Consider the following 16,776-nt stretch of genomic DNA (forward strand, 5'->3'; position numbering starts at 1 on the left):
CCCAGAGACCGTTTTACTCGACGATCTCGGCAACCTCTAAGACCGCCTGCATCAATACATCAGCCCCTGCTGTGGCCCATTCTTTGGAAATCTCTTCCGCCTCATTGTGCGAAAGCCCATCCACACAGGGGCACATTACCATCGCTGTTGGCGCCATCCGGTTGATCCAGCACGCGTCGTGGCCCGCGCCCGAGATAATATCCATATGGCTATAACCCAGCCGCTCGGCTGCATTGCGCAATGCCGTGACGCAGCCTTCGTCAAATGTGACCGGATCAAACCCGCCCACTTTTTCAAACGCGATTTCCAGCCTCATATCATCAGCAATCTTTTGCGCTTCAAAACGCAAGCGCGCCTCCATGTCCTCAATCACGGAAAGCTCGGGCGAGCGAAAATCCACAGTGAACACGGCCTGGCCGGGAATCACATTGCGCGAGTTCGGAGACACATCGATATGCCCCGCTGCGCCCACCGCGTGAGGCGCGTGCGACCAGGCAATCTCGTCAACCTTTTCCAACACACGCGCCATGGCCAGACCGGCGTTCTTGCGCATGGGCATGGGCGTGCTGCCTGTGTGGCTGTCCTTGCCGGTGATGGTGACTTGGGTCCAGCTCAAGCCCTGTCCGTGCGTGACGATCCCGATGTCTTTCCCTTCTGCTTCCAGAATTGGGCCCTGCTCGATGTGCAGCTCGAAAAAGGCCCGCATCTTGCGCGCGCCAACCGGCTCATCTCCGCGCCAACCAATGCGCTCCAGCTCCTCGCCAAACTTCAGCCCCTTGGCATCTTCCCGCTCATAGGCCCAATCCTGCGTGTGAACACCCGCAAAAACGCCCGAAGACAGCATCGCCGGGGCATAGCGCGTGCCTTCTTCGTTGGTCCAATTGGTTACAACAATCGGGTGCTTGGTCTTAATTCCCAAATCGTTCAAACTGCGCAACAGCTCAAGCCCGCCCAGCACACCCAATACGCCGTCATATTTGCCACCCGTCGGTTGGGTATCAAGATGAGAGCCAACGTATACAGGCAGAGCGTCAGGATCCGTTCCGCCCCATGTGGCAAACATGTTGCCCATCTGGTCAAGCCCCATGGTGCAGCCCGCCGCCTCGCACCAAGACTGAAACAAGGCCCGCCCCTCAGCATCCTCATCCGTCAATGTTTGGCGGTTGTTGCCGCCCGCAATACCGGGGCCGATCTTTGCCATTTCCATCAAGCTGTCCCAAAGGCGCTCACCGTTGATACGAAGATTTGAGTTGAGTGTTGGCATCAAGACCTCCCGGAGACATTCCTTGACGGAATATTTTTTGACTATATGGTCAAGTATTGTAGCGACCTGACTAATCGGTCAAGTTTTATTTGGAAGAAACACACCTTGCCCCCAGAGCCGATAGCCTTTCGCAAAATTTCTAAGCGCTCGCAAAACCAGACGGTTATTCTGAAGGCAGCGGAAAAAGTTTTTGCCGAAGCCGGCTTTGCAGGCGCGACCACCCAACTGATCGCCGATGTTGCGGGGCTTCCCAAAGCCAATGTGCACTATTATTTCAAAACCAAGGAAGAGCTTTATCGCCGCGTCGTCTATAATATTTTCGACACATGGATGGAGGCGGCTTCGGCCTTTGATACGGCCCTAGGCCCCAAGGAAGCCCTAAGCCGCTACATCGATACAAAAATGGAGCTGGCGCGCAGTCATCCATACGGATCAAAGGTTTGGGCAGCAGAAATCATGCATGGTGCGCCAATTATTCAGGATTATTTGGAAGGCCAATTGCTCGACTGGTCCAAAGACCGCGGCCAACATATCGAACGCTGGATCAAGAACGGCGAAATGGATCCTATTGATCCGGCCCATCTGCTCTACCTGATATGGTCAACCACACAGCACTATGCCGATTTCGGTCACCAGATCGAAACTCTAAACGGTGGACAACCATATAGCGATGCCCAATGGAAAGCTGCGAAACGATCCGTTAAGACCATCATATTGAAGGGTGTTGGATTGACGCCCGATTGATTGAAAAGGTCGTTTGATTTAGATATGCCGCGCTCGCAAACCACAAAAAAACCAACGCGCATTCAACGCGAGAAAACCCGCGCGATCCTTGAAGCGGCGCTTGATGTGTTTTCCGATTTCGGGTTTCGCGGCTCCACGATCGACATGATCGCCGCGCGCGCCGGCCTCTCCAAGCCCAATATCCTCTATTATTTCGACAATAAGGAAGCCATTCACAAAACCCTGCTCGCAGAGCTTTTGCAAACATGGCTTGACCCTCTGCACCAGATTGATGAGGCCGGAGACCCAATCGAAGAAATCTGCGGATATGTGGCCCAAAAGCTGAAAATGGCCCGCGAGTTCCCGCGGGAAAGCAAGCTCTTTGCAAACGAGATTCTGCAAGGTGCACCCCATATCCTGCCCGAAATTCAGGGCGAACTGAAAGAGCTCACCTCGCTCAAAGCCAAAGTTGTCAAGAGCTGGATCAAAGCCGGCAAACTCGCCGACATCGACCCTTACCATCTGTTTTTTTCGATCTGGGCAACAACCCAGCATTATGCCGATTTTGATATTCAGGTGCGCAGTGTTTTGGGCGATGGCAGCGATCCTTTTGAGACGGCGGGGCCGTTTTTGGACAAGATGTATCGCACCATGTTGCGCCCTTGATGTCTCTTGCCTTCAAAGCGGCGCTACGCCTGTGACTTAAGCAACAGCCCAAGCGCCATCACCGTCAGCGCAACACCGATCATCTCGGGGCCAAGCGGCACACCACGGCCCAAAACAAGCTCCCAGACAATAACCCAACTCGGGATCAGATAGGTATGCGCCATGACTTTGACAGAGGGCAGGCGCAAGGTGGCAAATTGGATCAGCGAAAACGTTGCCGCACTGGCAAAAACGGCGAGATAACAAATCACAAGCCAGACCTGTAGGGCAACGCCGCTATAGTCGGTCTCAATAAGATCGCGCGCAGCAAAAGGAAGTGTCACCAGCAGCGCCCCCAAGGTGACTGCAAAGGTAAACACAACTTGCGGCTCCTCCCGTTTGAGCTTGCGCACAAGCGGCGCATAGAGGGCATAACACACCATACCGACCAGAAAGATCAGCTCGCCTCGTCCGATGTGAAAGGCCAGAAGCAGGCTCAAATCGCCCCGGAAGATAACCCAGATCGCGCCAAGCCCGCCGATCAGCAGCCCCAGCAAAACGCGCCGCGAAACGCCCTGCCCGAGCAGAACATATCCAAAAATACCCGTCACAAGCGGCGTCAGTGTAAACAAGACCGCAAGCGAAACGGGTGATGTGGTCTTCAGGGCCTCAAACATCAGCATGAAATAAAGCGCAGGGCTGGCCCCCAAGGCAACATATCGCCAGGGCGTCTTGACGCGCCACTCCCCACGCACCAGCGCAGGCCACGCCAAAGCACCCAAGAGAGCCGCTGTCAAAACAAACCGAAGTGCCGTGACCACAAGCGCAGAGAGCTGATCGCCAATCAGCGCCCCAAGCGAAAACGACCCCGCCACAAGCGCCGCAAAACACATCATGGCCATGTGACCGGACAACTCCCGCCCGATCACACCCTCAGGCCTTTTGGCTTACTCGGCCGCGACTGCGCTGGGGTTGTTCGGATGCGTCGTCCAGTCACCATGCTCTTTCACCACAACTTTCTGTGTGCGCTCATCCACCGTTCCGGGCGCTTGCTCGACCATCGTGATGCAGTCCTCGACAGGGCAGACTTCAACACAGAGGTTACAGGCCACGCATTCAGCATCATTGACAGTGAAAACACGGTCTTCAGACATGATGATGGCCTGATGCGAGGTGTCTTCACAAGCGGCAAAGCAGCGGCCACAACTGATGCAGTCGTCTTGGTTGATCGAGGCCTTTGTAACGTAGTTGAGGTTCAGATACTGCCAATCAGTAACATTGGGCACAGCCATGCCCTTAAACGCATCAATTGAGGCATAGCCCTTCTCATCCATCCACTGGGACAATCCACTCTTCATTTCCTGCACAATCTTGAACCCATAGGTCATAGCCGCCGTGCAGACCTGCACATTGCCACAGCCAAGCGCCATATATTCCGCCGCGTCGCGCCATGTGGTGATTCCGCCAATGCCCGAAATCGGAAGGTTGGAAGTCTCCGGCGTGCGTGCAATCTCGGCCACCATGTTCATCGCGATCGGCTTGACCGCCGGGCCACAATAGCCGCCATGCGTGCCCTTGCCGTCAATCGTCGGCTCCGGCGCCATGGCGTCCAAATCAACCGAGACAATCGAGTTGATCGTGTTGATCAATGACACAGCATCCGCGCCGCCACGCATCGCCGCCGCAGCGGGCTTGCGGATATCGGTGATGTTTGGCGTGAGCTTCACAATCACCGGCTTGGAGTAATACTGCTTGCACCAGCGCGTCACCATCTCGATATACTCAGGCACCTGCCCCACGGCCGAACCCATACCTCGTTCCGCCATCCCGTGCGGACAGCCAAAGTTCAGCTCGATTCCGTCTGCGCCCGTCTCCTCGACCAGCGGCAAGATAGCCTTCCAGGCCTCTTCCTCACAGGGCACCATGAGTGAAACGACAATCGCGTGGTCAGGATAATCCGCTTTCACACGTTTGATCTCATCAAGGTTTTGATAGAGGTCGCGGTCGGTGATCAGCTCGATGTTGTTCAGCCCCAGAACACGGCGGTCCGCCCCATGAATCACGCCGTAGCGTGGCCCGTTGACATTGACCACAGGTGGGCCCTCCGACCCGAGCGTTTTCCAGACAACGCCGCCCCAGCCCGCCTCAAAAGCGCGGCGCACGTTATACTCTTTGTCCGTCGGCGGAGCCGAGGCAAGCCAGAACGGATTGGGAGAGGTGATCCCCACGAAGTTGCTTGTAAGATCTGCCATTGAATTACCCTCTTTTTGCTTTAGCCCAAAAGTGTGGTGTGAATATCGATCGCCGCGTCACGGCCCTCTGCAACCGCCGTGACCGTCAGGTCATCGCCGCCTGTGGCACAGTCGCCCCCGGCCCAAACCTTTGGCACATTGGTGCGCCCGTTTTCATCGACCTTGATTTTACCCCCTTGCAGGGTCAAAGCCTCTGGAGCGCCTGTCAACGACTGGCCAATCGCCTTAAATACCTGATCAGCATCAAGGCGGAAAGTCTCGCCGGTTTTGGTCAGCTTGCCCCCGTTGGTTTCGGTATAGGCAAACTCGACAGACAGCGCCGGCCCCTCGCTGAGCACCCGCACAGGCTGGGCGTTGTAAATTATGCGCACCCCTTTTGAGGTCGCAAGATCTTGCTCAAAAAGAGAGGCGCTCATGCTGTCTTTGTCGCGGCGATACACCAAGGCCACATCCTGCGCGCCCAGAAGCTTGCTCTGCACCGCCACATCCACAGCGGTCATCCCCCCGCCGATCACAACAACATGACGGCCAACCGCAAGCTGGCTCAGATCTGCCGCTTGGCGAATATCGGAAATGAAATCAACGGCATTGATCACACTGTCCAGCTCCTCGCCTTCGCAGCTCAGCGCATTCACGCCCGCAAGCCCCATCCCAAAGAAGACAGCATCAAAGTCCTCCCGTAGGGAGACCAGCGAAATATCCTCGCCAACTGTCTTGCCATATTCGATGGTGATGCCACCAACCGACAAAAGCCACTCCAGCTCCTTTTGCGCAAAATCATCGACAGATTTGTAAGCCGCGATGCCAAATTCGTTCAGCCCTCCGCCCTTCCTGCGTGCCTCATAGATCGTCACGTCATAGCCCAGCACCGCGAGCTTGTGCGCACAAGCCAGCCCCGCCGGCCCCGCCCCGACAATACCCACAGTCTTCCCCGTGGGAGCAGCCCGCTCAAAAGGATGCGTGCCCGCGGCCATCAAACGGTCGGTGGCATATCGCTGCAAACGCCCGATTTCGACGGGTTTTCCCTCCGCCACCTCACGCACACAGACCTGCTCGCAGAGGGTTTCTGTCGGGCAGACCCGAGCGCACATGCCTCCCAGAATATTCTGTTCAAAAATGGTCTTGGCCGAGGCTTCCGGCGTCCCGGTGGCGATTTGCCGGATAAACAGCGGAATATCAATCGAGGTCGGACAGGCCGTTACACAAGGTGCATCATGACAAAAGTAACACCGATCAGACGCCACAAGCGCCTCATGGTCGCTCAGCGGCGCGTGAAGATCTTTAAAACTTTCCGCCAAGGCTTGCTTGTCTTTGCGGCCTGACACGATTCCCGTAGTGGATACAGAGTTGCCCATGTGCGTCTCCAAATGTTGACATCTTGGATCGAGGCTACTCCCAGTTAAAAAATTTATCAAACGGTAAATTTTAAAAAGTTCCCCCGATCTATTCAGCCCCATAATCTATGAGGAGCTTGACCTTGTTTCTGAGCTTCTCAAACATATCAGCCGCAGGCTGGCTTTCTTAAAGCACTTCACGCCCAATGAAGGGTAGCGCAGGAGCATTCTTACCCAAACCGCCGCCGCACAGGACCGCACCTAAATTCAAAGTGCAGATGCCAAAAAGTTAATTGCAGGAACAGCAATTTGACAACTCGCCCGAACAAGTTGACAACTCGACACTTAAGGCGCTGAATTAAAAAGGACTTTCGAAAGTATGGCGGACAGGAAGTCCGTATAATTGTTATTCCAAAATCTTCCAAAGTTAGCGCATAATAGGCATATTTTGCTGAATATTGCTGTTCCTATCATCTCTAATATTCCTTACAATACCCATGTGTTCCAAGATTTTTGTGGGGGCGAATGTGGGGGCGAATGGCCAAGAAACTTACAATCCAATATTTGAATTCACGACTTGAAGCTGGACGGTATTACGACAGCTCAGGAACGGGTCTTCATATCCATGTGAGATCAAGTGGCTCGAAGAGCTGGTCTCAAAAGCTGCGCTTTCGAGGCAAGCAAATCGAGCTTGGACTTGGCAGCTACCCCAGCGTCTCTCTTGCAGAAGCCCGTGAGTTAGCCGCGAAAAACAAGAAGCTGGCAGCAAGCGGCGAAAACCCACGAGTTGCACGGCGCGTACCTACTACGATACCGACGTTTGCCGAGGTCGCAGAAATCGTAATACGCCTCAAGCAATCGGAACTCTCAAACCCAAAACACAAAGCACAATGGCGCTCCACGCTAGAAACCTATGCATTTCCGTTACTCGGGCACATGGCTGTTGACGAAATAACTGTGAATGACGTTCATCTCGCCTTGGAGCCGATTTGGTCCAAAAAACCCGAAACTGCAGGAAGAGTTCGCGGCAGGATACAATCGGTCCTCGACTATGCCACGGTTAAGGGACATCGCTCAGGGCCAAACCCTGCAATTTGGGGCGGCAACCTTTCCATACTTCTCCCCGCAAAACCCAAGAGCAACAATCATCACCCAGCACTTCAACTTAAAGATGCACAGCGGTGGTGGCATGAACTGAAACGGAGAGATGGCATCGGCGCAAAAGCACTTATGCTTGTTACGCTGACAGGATCACGATCCAACGAAGTACGGGGCACGGATTGGTCTGAGTTTGAGCTTTATTCAGAAGATAAGGCTGAGGGGTCTGGCTTCTACGGTGAGTGGACAAGGCCGTTTGATCGCATGAAGGCCCGCGTCGAGCATCGCATCCCCATAACCGGCCCTATTCTTGAGGTGCTGCATGCAAGCAAAACAAGTAGTGGGCTTGTTTTTAGGTCGTGGTCGGGCAGTCCTATCTCCGACATGACAATGTCTGCCCTGATGAAGCGCATGCACGCTGCAGACGAAATTGGATTTGTTGACAAAGTCAGTAAACGCCCCGCGGTCCCCCACGGCTTACGTTCGACTTACAGAGACTGGGTAGCTGAACACGGTCACTCTCGCGAGGCAGCGGAGTTGCAACTTGCTCATAAATTTGGCGGGGCTACCGAACACGCATACTACCGAACAGATTTACTCGAACAACGTGCCGAGCTGATGAACAAATGGCATGCGTTTCTGGAGGGAACGGGATGAGTAAGAAACGTGTTCGTGGCATTCTTGACCTTGTCAGCTTGGCTGATGGCGAAGAGTGGGAGCTTGAGCCAATGAGCGAAGACTATGTGTATGGTATGGGGATGGGTGCAACAAAGGACGCAACGCGCTGGGCATACAAAGGCTTTTGCTTGGAAGTAGGCCAGTCCATCAGAAAAATTGCGGCCAAGAATAACGGTCGACCGCGTAAAGAAGCATATCAAAGTTACGACTGTCTGAGAGCACTCGTTATTTGGGAGCATGTTCAAAAGTATATTCCACAAGAACTACGCTCAGGGATAACTAATCGTGCGCTCATCGAAATCATGCAGGATGGCGAAGCAGCACTAACTCTAAGTGGTGCGCAGAATAGTTCGGAGCTGTTTCCAAAAACATCTGCCACCCTAGAGACGTCACTGTCCCGCGGCAGGAAAGAATTAAAGATTGATTGGAATTGGGAAAGTGAGGTTTGCGAAAAACTAATCAAAAGTTATCCGCAAACGACAGACTGAAAGTCAGCGAATACCCTTCCAGCAGTGACTAACTGCATCGAAGGAAAACCCAATGGTTCCCACAATATTACGCCGAACTGATCTGGAAAAAAGGCTCGGTCTGTCTCGCAGCTCTATCTACAAAATGATGGATGAAGGCGAATTTCCTCGCCCAGTCAGAATAGGTCGACGCGCTGTCGGTTGGCTGGCCGAAGACATCGAAAAATGGTTTGAGGCCATGCAGGGGGTGTCAGCAGATGACTAAAACACCCCCAACCCCGCATCAAAACAACGGGGGTAGCTCACCACAGCCCTCCTCACGCATGGAGAGCGCGGACTACTACGATGATGTGATCCTTCACCTCACCGCCCGCTGGCGAATTATCTTTTGCAAGGATCGCATCCAGTCGATAATCCAAAAGAAAGAGGCCTCCCATGAAGGTCCTTGGCGGGGCGTTAGCTATCACACATGCCGCGATAGCCTGCTGCGGACGTGTGGGAGCTTAAACTTGCTCTCAGTAGCATCAGAGGATCACCTCCTCCATGCCCTGCCCTCCTCTTTCCGCGAATACGAAAAACAGCGCTCCCGCTCATAGAAAAACCGCGCACTCAGAAAGCACGCGGTTAGTTCGATATGACAAATTCGTTGGGGAGCGTTTGTCTGGTTGAACATTAGCATGTTTTTTGGTTCGCCTCAAATAAATGAGGTCTTAAAATGATACTCGAATACAACCGTAGCGCCATCGAGCGCCACATTGACCTGCTGACAAAGCCATGGATTGAGGATGGGCTGTCCGCCCTGCTCGAAATCAGGTGTCTACAAGATAGAGGCCACTCCAAAAGCCTTTATATCGATCCAGCCGACGCAGACTTTCTCGATGATGCGATCACTAAAGTCTGTGATCTAAATCAGGCTGGGTGGAACGCCTACATCTGTGTAAACCCAATGGATAACACCAACGTTGGCCCGGCGAACGACGGAGCCATTGTAGGGGCATACTTCGTATTTGCTGATGCAGATGATGGAGAAGCATCAAAGCAGCTTCTAGCTTCAAATGTAAAACCAGACTTTTACGTTCAAACTGGTAGTACGCCAACCCAGAGGCTTCATGCCTATTGGCGTGTCGACTGCATCCTCAACCTTAATAACTGGAAAGTGATGCAAAAACGCCTCGTCGCAAATTTTGGCAGCGACCCAGCGATTTGTAACCCATCACGCATCATGAGGCTGGCCGGCACTGTTGCTTACCCTTCAAAAGCCAAACACACGCGTGGCTACATACCCGAATTAACTCTGCTCAAGGAGGACTTTTAATGCCGATGTCATTTGAAGATTTTATGGCTGCGTTTCCGATACAGAAAGATCAGACCGCAAGCACCGTCGCGTCCCACGACACATCGTTCTTCATCGATACCGGAGACAAAAACGCAAACCGCTTAAGAGCTGCACTCAACGGGGAGAGTTGGCACAGCAATGTGCGAGACCTCGTCGCTTCACTCGTCACTGCTGGCCTCTCTGATGAGTTCATTGCTGCTCTTGCGCCTGCTGTGACCCTTGATGGCTATACAGTTGCCCAAACCACAGCAGAACTGCGGCCTATGATTAGAGGCGCAAGGCAAAAGGGCTATGGGGAGGTTCACATAGACGAAGATGATCCTCTAGCCGGATACACGATCATGTCTGCTCAGGAGTTATCAGCGAAAGTCTTTCCTCCAATCGACTGGCTGATACCGAAGCTATTGCCTAAGCCCGCTCTAACTATGCTGGCCGGCCCCCCAAAAGTTGGTAAATCTTGGCTTTGTTTTTTCTTTGCACTGCAAGTCGCCGAGGCTGGACATGAGGTCGTCTACCTCGCGAGTGAAGACAATGACAGCAGATTGCAAAGTCGTTTGTCGGCTCTCTGCCCCTTTCCGCCCCCCGACATTCACTTCATTGCGGGCTTGTCGTGCGAACGGCCGTTACCAAAAGGACAAGCCGCGCATGCGTTCATACGAGGATTGAAAGCCAAGTATCCAGCAATGAAGTGCCTAGTAGTTGATACGCTCGCTTCTATCCGCGCGGCGCCATCATCCAAAACGAAGAAAGATGAATATACACTCTCAGAAGAAGAGTTCTCTGGTTTGCGGAAGCTGGCCCATGACTTGGACCTTTCCATTATTCTTGTGCATCATACAAGAAAAGCCAAAGAAGGCGACGCTTCTCCTGTCGAAACCATTCTCGGCTCACAAGGTATCGCGGCGACAGTAGAAACGATAATGGTGATGAAGCCCGAAATCGGTAGCCAAGATGTTGGCCTCTACATCACCGGCAAAGACGTCGAGCAGCAGGAGCTTGTACTTCCATGGCAGTCGCCAGGCTTTGGCTGGCCACAGGACATGGTTGAGGGTCGTCTCGGCACGTTTCAACAAAAATGCCTTGAGTACATCCGTGCCCATCCTCGCTGCACTCAAGCCGCCATTGTCGAGCATCTAAGCTGCGACAAGGGTCAACTCAGCGCAGCAGTTAACAAAATGATTACGAGTGGGTTAATCAGCCGCCGAGAGGGACTTCTGATTGCCAACTAATGGGTATCAACCTTGTCAACTCTATCAACTATGACCCGCGCAAAGCTCGCGTAGTTGACACAGTTGATAGGGTTGAGAGCCATTGGATTTGTGAGGTTTACGCCCCCCCACCTAGACGGACAAACGCGGACATCCCCTCTAAAGGGGCGCTCAGTTGTCCGGTGGGGGTAGGAAGCCCAAACTAACGAAGCTCTAAGTTTATCAAGAGATAGAATTCATAAACACACTTTTTGCTGTGTTGCTGGCTATTTTGACAGCTGAATCAGAGTGTTGGCATATTTTTTGTGCAAACACGGTTTGAGAACACAGATGATGTGTGGGCTTGCTTTCCACCCAGAGCGGACATTTACGTTAGGCGCGGCGAATGGCAGCTGTGAGCCCACTTTACCCAATGCTGCAAAGTGCGAGAATGGCTGCTATGTGACCCAACGGATCAAAAATTCAGAGATGATACGGCCATCGCCTAGGGAGCTGTCACAGCAATCAATGACTATCTGTCGAAAACTCACGGGCGTTGGCTCATGATTGTGCTGCGAGCTCCTTTGCGTGCTCACGCAGCGCAAACTTTTGAATCTTGCCGGTCGACGTTCTGGGAATGGTTGTCACGACAAACCGACCGGGAACCTTGTAGGCTGCCAGCCTGCCACGGCACCATGTCCGCAGCGTCTCGGCGTCAATCTCCTGGCCCGGCGTCAGTTCGATGAACGCGCAGGGGGTTTCGCCCCATTTATCATGCGGCATGGCGACAACAGCGGCAATCTCGATGGCGGGGTAGCTGTAAAGCACTTCTTCGATCTCGATCGAAGAAATGTTCTCGCCGCCCGAAATGATAATGTCCTTTGAGCGGTCCTTGAGCTGGATATAACCATCGGGATGGATCACGCCCAGATCGCCGGAATGGAACCAGCCGCCCTCAAAGGCCTGCCGCGTGGCAGAGGGGTTACGGAAATAGCCCTTCATCACGACGTTGCCGCGGAACATGACCTCGCCCATCGTCTCGCCGTCGCGTGGGACGGGCTCCATGGTTTCAGGAACAAGCACATCGAGCCCCTCAAGAGGCAGATAGCGCACGCCCTGGCGTGATTTCAGCCGCGCTTGTTCTTCGCCGGGTAGGGATGACCAGCTTTCATGCCAATCGTTCACCACGGCAGGGCCGTAGGTTTCGGTGAGCCCGTACAGGTGGGTTACGTCAAAGCCTGCGGTTTTCATATCGGCCAGCAGCTTTTCGGGGGGCGGTGCGGCGGCGGTGAAGAATTGCACAGTGTGATCGAGCGCACTCTGGACGTCCGAAGGTGCCGAGATCAGCCGCGACATGATGATCGGTGCGCCGCAGAGGTGGGTGACTTTTTCATCAGCGAGCGCGTTCCAGATCGGCTCGGCCCGGACTTCGCGCAGGCAGACATGTGTGCCGATGATCGCCGAGAGCGTCCATGGAAAGCACCAGCCGTTGCAGTGGAACATTGGCAAGGTCCAAAGGTAGACGGCATGCTTTTGCATCGACGTGGTCAACGCATTGCCTTGGGCCAGCAGATAGGCACCGCGGTGGTGCGAGACGACACCCTTGGGATCGCCTGTCGTCCCAGAGGTGTAGTTGATCGAGATCGCGTCCCATTCATCTTCGGGCATGAGCCAGTCAAACGAGGGATCGCCGCCTGCGACGATGTCTTCATAGTCTGGCCCGTCAAACGCCATGCGCGCGCCGTCATATTCAGGGTCATCCACCAAGATCACTAAAGGGTCGACCTCGGCCAGCACCAGCGCCTCTTGCATCAGCGGCAGGAACTCGGCATCAACGATGACGAGCTTCGACATCGCATGATCGAGCTGAAAGGCGATGATCGCCGCGTCCAGCCGCGTGTTGATCGAATGCAACACACCGCCGCACATGGGCACGCCATAGTGGCATTCGAGCATGGCTGGTGTGTTGGGCAGCATGGCCGAGACGGTATCGCCCCGCCCGATGCCTTTGTCCGCGAGGGCCGAGGCAAGCTGTCGCGCGCGGGCATAGAAGCTGGCATAGCTGCGCCGCAGGGGGCCATGGATGATGGCAGTATGTACGGGGAACACCGTGGCGGCGCGTTCAAGGAAGGTGAGCGGCGTCAGCGGCTGGTGGTTGGCCGGGGTGCGGTCCAGGTCGGTGTTGTAGGGGTTTGCACTCATTTTTTAAGCGTCCTGCCACTGGGGCGCGCGCTTTTCGATGAAGGCGCCGATGCCTTCCTCGGCGTCGCGCGCAAGCATGTTATCGACCATCACTTGGGACGCATAGTCATAGGCCTCCGCCAGCGGCATTTCGCTTTGTGCATAGAAGGCGCGCTTTCCGGTGGCCAGCGTCATCGACGACTTAGAGGCAATCTTGCGGGCCATTTCCAACGTCGCCTCTTGCAGCATGTCTTCGGGCACGGCGCGATTGACGAGACCCATCTTGGCGGCGCGGGCGGCAGGCGTCATGTCGCCTGTCAGAAGCATTTCCATCGCGTGTTTGGCCGAGACATTGCGCGACAGGGCGACCATGGGTGTCGAGCAGAAGAGGCCGATGTGAACGCCCGGCGTGCTGAACTGGGCCGTGTCCGCCGCAACCGCCAGATCACAGCTGGCCACGAGTTGACAGCCCGCCGCGGTGGCGACGCCTGTCACTTCGGCGATCACCGGCTTGGGGCAGTTGACGATGCCCTGCATCACGCCCGAGCACATGGACATGACTTTGGCGAAGTACGCTTTGCCGCCATCCGCGTCTGCGCGGCATGCTGTCATTTCCTTGAGGTCGTGACCTGCACAAAAGGCCGGGCCATTGGCGGCAAGGATGATGACGCGCACCGCCGGGTTTTGCCCGGAATCGGCAATAGCTGTGCCCAAAGCGCCCAGCATCGCTTCGGAAAGCGCATTGCGGCGGGCCACATCATTAAACGTAAGACGCAGGACGCCATCATCACCCAGTTCAGAGAGGAGAATGTCTGTCGTAGTCATGGGGCGCTCCTTTAGCGGATGTTGATCTCGACGCTGTCAGCCAGCGTGTTGGCGATAAAACAATAGCGGTGTGCGCGGTCCTGCATCTGGGCCAATTGCGCATCATCCACGGCAAAGCCGGTGTCAAAGCGCACCACCGGGTGCAAGTCGATTCGCGTGACCGACATCTGGCCCTTGGGGTTCTTGCCCAGATGCGCTTCGGCATAATCGTGATAGCTCGCCACGGGCCAGCCCGCCTTTGCCGCCAGAGCCAGGAAGGTCATCATATGACAGCTGGAGAGCGCGGAGGCCAGCGCTTGCTCAGGGTTGGTGTTGGCAGGATCGCCGCCCCAGTCGGGCGCGGAATCGACCTGAACATCATAGACACTGTTGTATTGGACGGTGTGCTCGTTGGAGTATTTACCGGTTTGCAAAGCGGGCTCGGAGCGCTGCCAATGCAGCTCGATGGCAAGATCGGACATATCTTAGGTCTCTTGTTGGGCGAGAAGAAGTTGGGCGCGCGCATCAAGACGCGCGCGCCGGGAAAGACGAGCAGCCTTAGGCCGCGGCGATCTTTTTCTTCGGGTCGTAGAAGGGGCGCTCCACGATCGTTGCGGGTGCCGGACCCGACTTGGTGACAACCTCGACCTCTGCGCCGATGTTGGCGCACTCGGCGTCGACCATCGCCAGCGCGATGTTCTTCTTAAGACGCGGCGAGTAGACCGCCGATGTCACCTTGCCGATCGCGTCGCGGCCGAAGTTGATCTGCCAGAAAGTCGTGTTCGGGCCGGTAAGCGGGTCGCAGTCGATCACGAGCCCGATCTGCCGGCGCTTGGGGCCTTCTTCCTTGATGCGGCGCAGTGCGGCCTTGCCGATGAAATCAGCTTCCATGCCGAGGTTCACAAGACGGTCAAAGCCGAGCTCGTAGGGGTTGGTGTGGATGTCGGCATCGGCATGGTAGGATAGCATGCCGCCCTCGATCCGGCGGATCGACGAGGTGTGCCCCGGCTTGAGGCCATGCTGCATGCCTGCGGCCATGATCCGTTCCCAAAGCTGATCGCCTTGTGACCCATCACGCAAGTAAAGCTCGTAGCCCAACTCACTTGACCAGCCTGTGCGCGAGACGATCAGCGGGATGCCATCCAGATCCACCTCACGCAGCCAGTAGTATTTCAGGTCCATGATGTCTTCACCGAAGAGCTCTTGCATGATGAGACCCGAGTTCGGCCCCTGAAGCTGAAGCGGAGAGACATCAGGCTCGCAGATCGACACGTCCATGCCCGAATGCACGGCCACGCCCTGCGCCCAAAGCAGGATGTCGCTGTCAGCCAGCGAAATCCAGAAGTGGTTTTCCGCAAGGCGCAGGAGGATCGGATCGTTCAGGATGCCGCCCTCTGCGTTGGTGATAAGGATATACTTGCACTGGCCCACAGCCATCTTCGACAGATCACGCGGGGTCAGCAACTGGACGAATTTCGCAGCGTCCGGCCCGGTGATCTCGACCTGGCGCTCGACGGCCACATCACACAGGATCGCCTCGTTTACGAGGTTCCAGAAGTTCTGCTCCGGATCGCCGAAATCACGGGGAATATACATATGGTTGTAAACAGAAAACCCCTTGGCGCCCCAGCGAACTGTCGCGTCAAAATACGGAGATTTGCGAATTTGTGTGCCGAAGCCAAAGCCGTCTGATTGTGTCATGTTTTCGCCCTCGTAGCAGGTGGTCTGACAGACCCGTGAAGTGGTAAAACCTGCTGGTGATCTAGATCGAAAAACTTGGAGATATTGGACTTAAAAAAGCGCGTTCACAGGCTGAACGGCCTAATAAACCCGCGGTTTTCAGACTGTTCAGGCTGCGCCTGTTTTTCATGATCTGTTTGCGACAAGTTTTGCCAGATTTGGCCGACTCGTCTTGACCTGCCGAGTTGCGATGTAGGTCATGTAGCGGTCGATTTGCAGATCGGCTGATAGCATCTCTTCCATCATCGCTTGAAACGCAGCCAGGCTTGGCGTTGCGGTCTTCATCACATAATCCATCCCGCCACCTGTTGCGACGCAGTCTGTCACCTCATCCAAGCCCTGAATATGGGCTTCAAAGCGTTCGAAATCCGTCTTGCGATGATGGGTGAGCGAGACCGTCACGACGACTTGGGTGAAATCGACAATGCGCTCTAAAGCGAGCGTTGCGTGATACCCACGAATGTAGCCTGCAGCCTTTAGACGATCGAGCCGCGCCCAGCAGGGTGTTGGCGACAGGTTCACCAGCTCGGCCAATTTGGTTTTGCTCAGTTGTCCATACTGCTGAACAGCACTCAGTATGCGGATATCTGTTGCATCAAGGCTGAGTTTTTTCATGAGACAGTTACTCCGTTGGAGTGCAAGGCATAGTCTGACAATTGCCCAGGTTTTGGAAGATGAAGACATTTAGACGGTGAATGCCGAAAAATGCATCTCGTTTTCCGCCCCTTTCTCTCCTAAGCCCGCCAATTTTGCCATTGCTACGTCTCAGGCCAGTAAACCTCCAACCCGAATTGAGGCCCTGGAACACGACAAAGATCTACGCCGCGATAGGAACTTTGGCGCATCATTCGACGCAAATCTGTGCGGCAAGCAGACCTTGGCGCAGCCGCAGCGAAATGGTGCTTCGTCCGCATAGCAGACCTTAATACAGAGCGCAGCGAATGCCCTAAACTCTCAAACACACACTTCCATAGACTTGTTGGTGCGCCCGCCATAGCGTTGTGACAAGGAGAGGGCCCTGCGGCAGCTGCCGGATGACACACATCTGATACTGGACGGCGAGGTGC

General features: G+C 54.9%; 16 protein-coding genes. 7 read left to right on the forward strand and 9 right to left on the reverse strand.

The features are described 5' to 3' along the window. Positions 1-13: 13 nt before the first annotated feature. Entirely contained in the window at positions 14-1,264 is a 1,251-nt protein-coding gene (locus Q0478_RS12755; protein WP_298679865.1) for a Zn-dependent hydrolase, read from the reverse strand. Positions 1,265-1,369: 105 nt separating this feature from the next. Between Q0478_RS12755 and Q0478_RS12760 the strand changes: the two genes are divergently transcribed. Then, positions 1,370-2,008, forward strand: coding sequence for a TetR/AcrR family transcriptional regulator (locus tag Q0478_RS12760; RefSeq protein WP_298679867.1), 639 nt, complete (start codon positions 1,370-1,372; stop codon positions 2,006-2,008). Positions 2,009-2,032: 24 nt separating this feature from the next. Further along, positions 2,033-2,653, forward strand: a complete 621-nt coding sequence (locus tag Q0478_RS12765) for a TetR family transcriptional regulator C-terminal domain-containing protein (protein WP_298679869.1) — start codon at positions 2,033-2,035, stop codon at positions 2,651-2,653. A 23-nt stretch (positions 2,654-2,676) separates the two neighbouring features. Here Q0478_RS12765 and Q0478_RS12770 read toward each other — a convergent pair whose 3' ends face one another. The 3 genes from Q0478_RS12770 to Q0478_RS12780 are packed head-to-tail and all read right to left on the reverse strand — an operon-like array spanning position 2,677 to position 6,239. Next, positions 2,677-3,534 (reverse strand): DMT family transporter, encoded by an 858-nt coding sequence (locus Q0478_RS12770; protein ID WP_298679871.1) that lies wholly within the window; start codon positions 3,532-3,534, stop codon positions 2,677-2,679. Positions 3,535-3,579: 45 nt separating this feature from the next. Further along, on the reverse strand, positions 3,580-4,884 hold the full coding sequence (gene preA, locus Q0478_RS12775) for an NAD-dependent dihydropyrimidine dehydrogenase subunit PreA (RefSeq protein ID WP_298679873.1): 1,305 nt from the start codon (positions 4,882-4,884) through the stop codon (positions 3,580-3,582). Positions 4,885-4,904: 20 nt separating this feature from the next. Next, on the reverse strand, positions 4,905-6,239 hold the full coding sequence (locus Q0478_RS12780; RefSeq protein WP_298679875.1) for an NAD(P)-dependent oxidoreductase: 1,335 nt from the start codon (positions 6,237-6,239) through the stop codon (positions 4,905-4,907). Between the two features lie 516 nt (positions 6,240-6,755). Here Q0478_RS12780 and Q0478_RS12785 point away from each other — a divergent pair. The 5 genes from Q0478_RS12785 to Q0478_RS12805 all read left to right on the forward strand — a co-directional run bounded on the left by Q0478_RS12785 (position 6,756) and on the right by Q0478_RS12805 (position 11,026). Next, the gene (locus tag Q0478_RS12785) at positions 6,756-7,973 is read left to right on the forward strand and encodes a site-specific integrase (RefSeq protein ID WP_298679876.1); all 1,218 of its coding nucleotides are present in this window, start codon (positions 6,756-6,758) and stop codon (positions 7,971-7,973) included. Then, the gene (locus Q0478_RS12790) at positions 7,970-8,482 is read left to right on the forward strand and encodes a hypothetical protein (protein WP_298679878.1); all 513 of its coding nucleotides are present in this window, start codon (positions 7,970-7,972) and stop codon (positions 8,480-8,482) included. The genes Q0478_RS12785 and Q0478_RS12790 overlap by 4 nt, the downstream gene beginning before the upstream one ends. A 52-nt stretch (positions 8,483-8,534) precedes the next feature. Next, on the forward strand, positions 8,535-8,726 hold the full coding sequence (locus tag Q0478_RS12795; protein WP_298679879.1) for an AlpA family transcriptional regulator: 192 nt from the start codon (positions 8,535-8,537) through the stop codon (positions 8,724-8,726). Between the two features lie 450 nt (positions 8,727-9,176). Continuing rightward, on the forward strand, positions 9,177-9,776 hold the full coding sequence (locus Q0478_RS12800) for a hypothetical protein (protein WP_298679880.1): 600 nt from the start codon (positions 9,177-9,179) through the stop codon (positions 9,774-9,776). Continuing rightward, positions 9,776-11,026, forward strand: a complete 1,251-nt coding sequence (locus Q0478_RS12805) for an AAA family ATPase (RefSeq protein WP_298679881.1) — start codon at positions 9,776-9,778, stop codon at positions 11,024-11,026. Before Q0478_RS12800 ends, Q0478_RS12805 begins: the two co-directional genes overlap by 1 nt. 519 nt (positions 11,027-11,545) lie before the next feature. On the opposite strand, the gene Q0478_RS12810 is transcribed toward Q0478_RS12805, so the two are convergent. The 5 genes from Q0478_RS12810 to Q0478_RS12830 all read right to left on the reverse strand — a co-directional run bounded on the left by Q0478_RS12810 (position 11,546) and on the right by Q0478_RS12830 (position 16,324). Then, positions 11,546-13,186 carry an acyl-CoA synthetase gene (locus tag Q0478_RS12810; RefSeq protein WP_298679882.1) on the reverse strand — a complete coding sequence of 547 codons (1,641 nt, stop codon included), beginning with the start codon at positions 13,184-13,186 and terminating at the stop codon, positions 11,546-11,548. Between the two features lie 3 nt (positions 13,187-13,189). Beyond that, positions 13,190-13,990, reverse strand: a complete 801-nt coding sequence (locus Q0478_RS12815) for an enoyl-CoA hydratase (RefSeq protein ID WP_298679883.1) — start codon at positions 13,988-13,990, stop codon at positions 13,190-13,192. An 11-nt stretch (positions 13,991-14,001) separates the two neighbouring features. Then, positions 14,002-14,451, reverse strand: a complete 450-nt coding sequence (locus Q0478_RS12820; RefSeq protein ID WP_298679884.1) for an OsmC family protein — start codon at positions 14,449-14,451, stop codon at positions 14,002-14,004. Between the two features lie 76 nt (positions 14,452-14,527). Beyond that, positions 14,528-15,670, reverse strand: a complete 1,143-nt coding sequence (locus tag Q0478_RS12825; RefSeq protein ID WP_298679885.1) for a glycine cleavage T C-terminal barrel domain-containing protein — start codon at positions 15,668-15,670, stop codon at positions 14,528-14,530. Positions 15,671-15,835: 165 nt separating this feature from the next. Then, positions 15,836-16,324 carry an Lrp/AsnC family transcriptional regulator gene (locus Q0478_RS12830; RefSeq protein WP_298679886.1) on the reverse strand — a complete coding sequence of 163 codons (489 nt, stop codon included), beginning with the start codon at positions 16,322-16,324 and terminating at the stop codon, positions 15,836-15,838. Positions 16,325-16,776 lie beyond the last annotated feature (452 nt).

The sequence above is a fragment of the uncultured Lentibacter sp. genome (genome assembly GCF_937123735.1).
Taxonomy (GTDB): Bacteria; Pseudomonadota; Alphaproteobacteria; order Rhodobacterales; family Rhodobacteraceae; genus Lentibacter.

Bases quoted from the DNA above. Each gene is read 5' to 3' on its own strand.
- Q0478_RS12755 (WP_298679865.1), bottom strand. From the start codon at position 1,264: ATGCCAACACTCAACTCAAATCTTCGTATCAACGGTGAGCGCCTTTGG.
- Q0478_RS12765 (WP_298679869.1), top strand. From the start codon at position 2,033: ATGCCGCGCTCGCAAACCACAAAAAAACCAACGCGCATTCAACGCGAG.
- Q0478_RS12770 (WP_298679871.1), bottom strand. From the start codon at position 3,534: ATGGCCATGATGTGTTTTGCGGCGCTTGTGGCGGGGTCGTTTTCGCTT.
- preA (WP_298679873.1), bottom strand. From the start codon at position 4,884: ATGGCAGATCTTACAAGCAACTTCGTGGGGATCACCTCTCCCAATCCG.
- Q0478_RS12780 (WP_298679875.1), bottom strand. From the start codon at position 6,239: ATGGGCAACTCTGTATCCACTACGGGAATCGTGTCAGGCCGCAAAGAC.
- Q0478_RS12785 (WP_298679876.1), top strand. From the start codon at position 6,756: ATGGCCAAGAAACTTACAATCCAATATTTGAATTCACGACTTGAAGCT.
- Q0478_RS12790 (WP_298679878.1), top strand. From the start codon at position 7,970: ATGAGTAAGAAACGTGTTCGTGGCATTCTTGACCTTGTCAGCTTGGCT.
- Q0478_RS12795 (WP_298679879.1), top strand. From the start codon at position 8,535: ATGGTTCCCACAATATTACGCCGAACTGATCTGGAAAAAAGGCTCGGT.
- Q0478_RS12800 (WP_298679880.1), top strand. From the start codon at position 9,177: ATGATACTCGAATACAACCGTAGCGCCATCGAGCGCCACATTGACCTG.
- Q0478_RS12805 (WP_298679881.1), top strand. From the start codon at position 9,776: ATGCCGATGTCATTTGAAGATTTTATGGCTGCGTTTCCGATACAGAAA.
- Q0478_RS12810 (WP_298679882.1), bottom strand. From the start codon at position 13,186: ATGAGTGCAAACCCCTACAACACCGACCTGGACCGCACCCCGGCCAAC.
- Q0478_RS12815 (WP_298679883.1), bottom strand. From the start codon at position 13,990: ATGACTACGACAGACATTCTCCTCTCTGAACTGGGTGATGATGGCGTC.
- Q0478_RS12820 (WP_298679884.1), bottom strand. From the start codon at position 14,451: ATGTCCGATCTTGCCATCGAGCTGCATTGGCAGCGCTCCGAGCCCGCT.
- Q0478_RS12825 (WP_298679885.1), bottom strand. From the start codon at position 15,670: ATGACACAATCAGACGGCTTTGGCTTCGGCACACAAATTCGCAAATCT.
- Q0478_RS12830 (WP_298679886.1), bottom strand. From the start codon at position 16,324: ATGAAAAAACTCAGCCTTGATGCAACAGATATCCGCATACTGAGTGCT.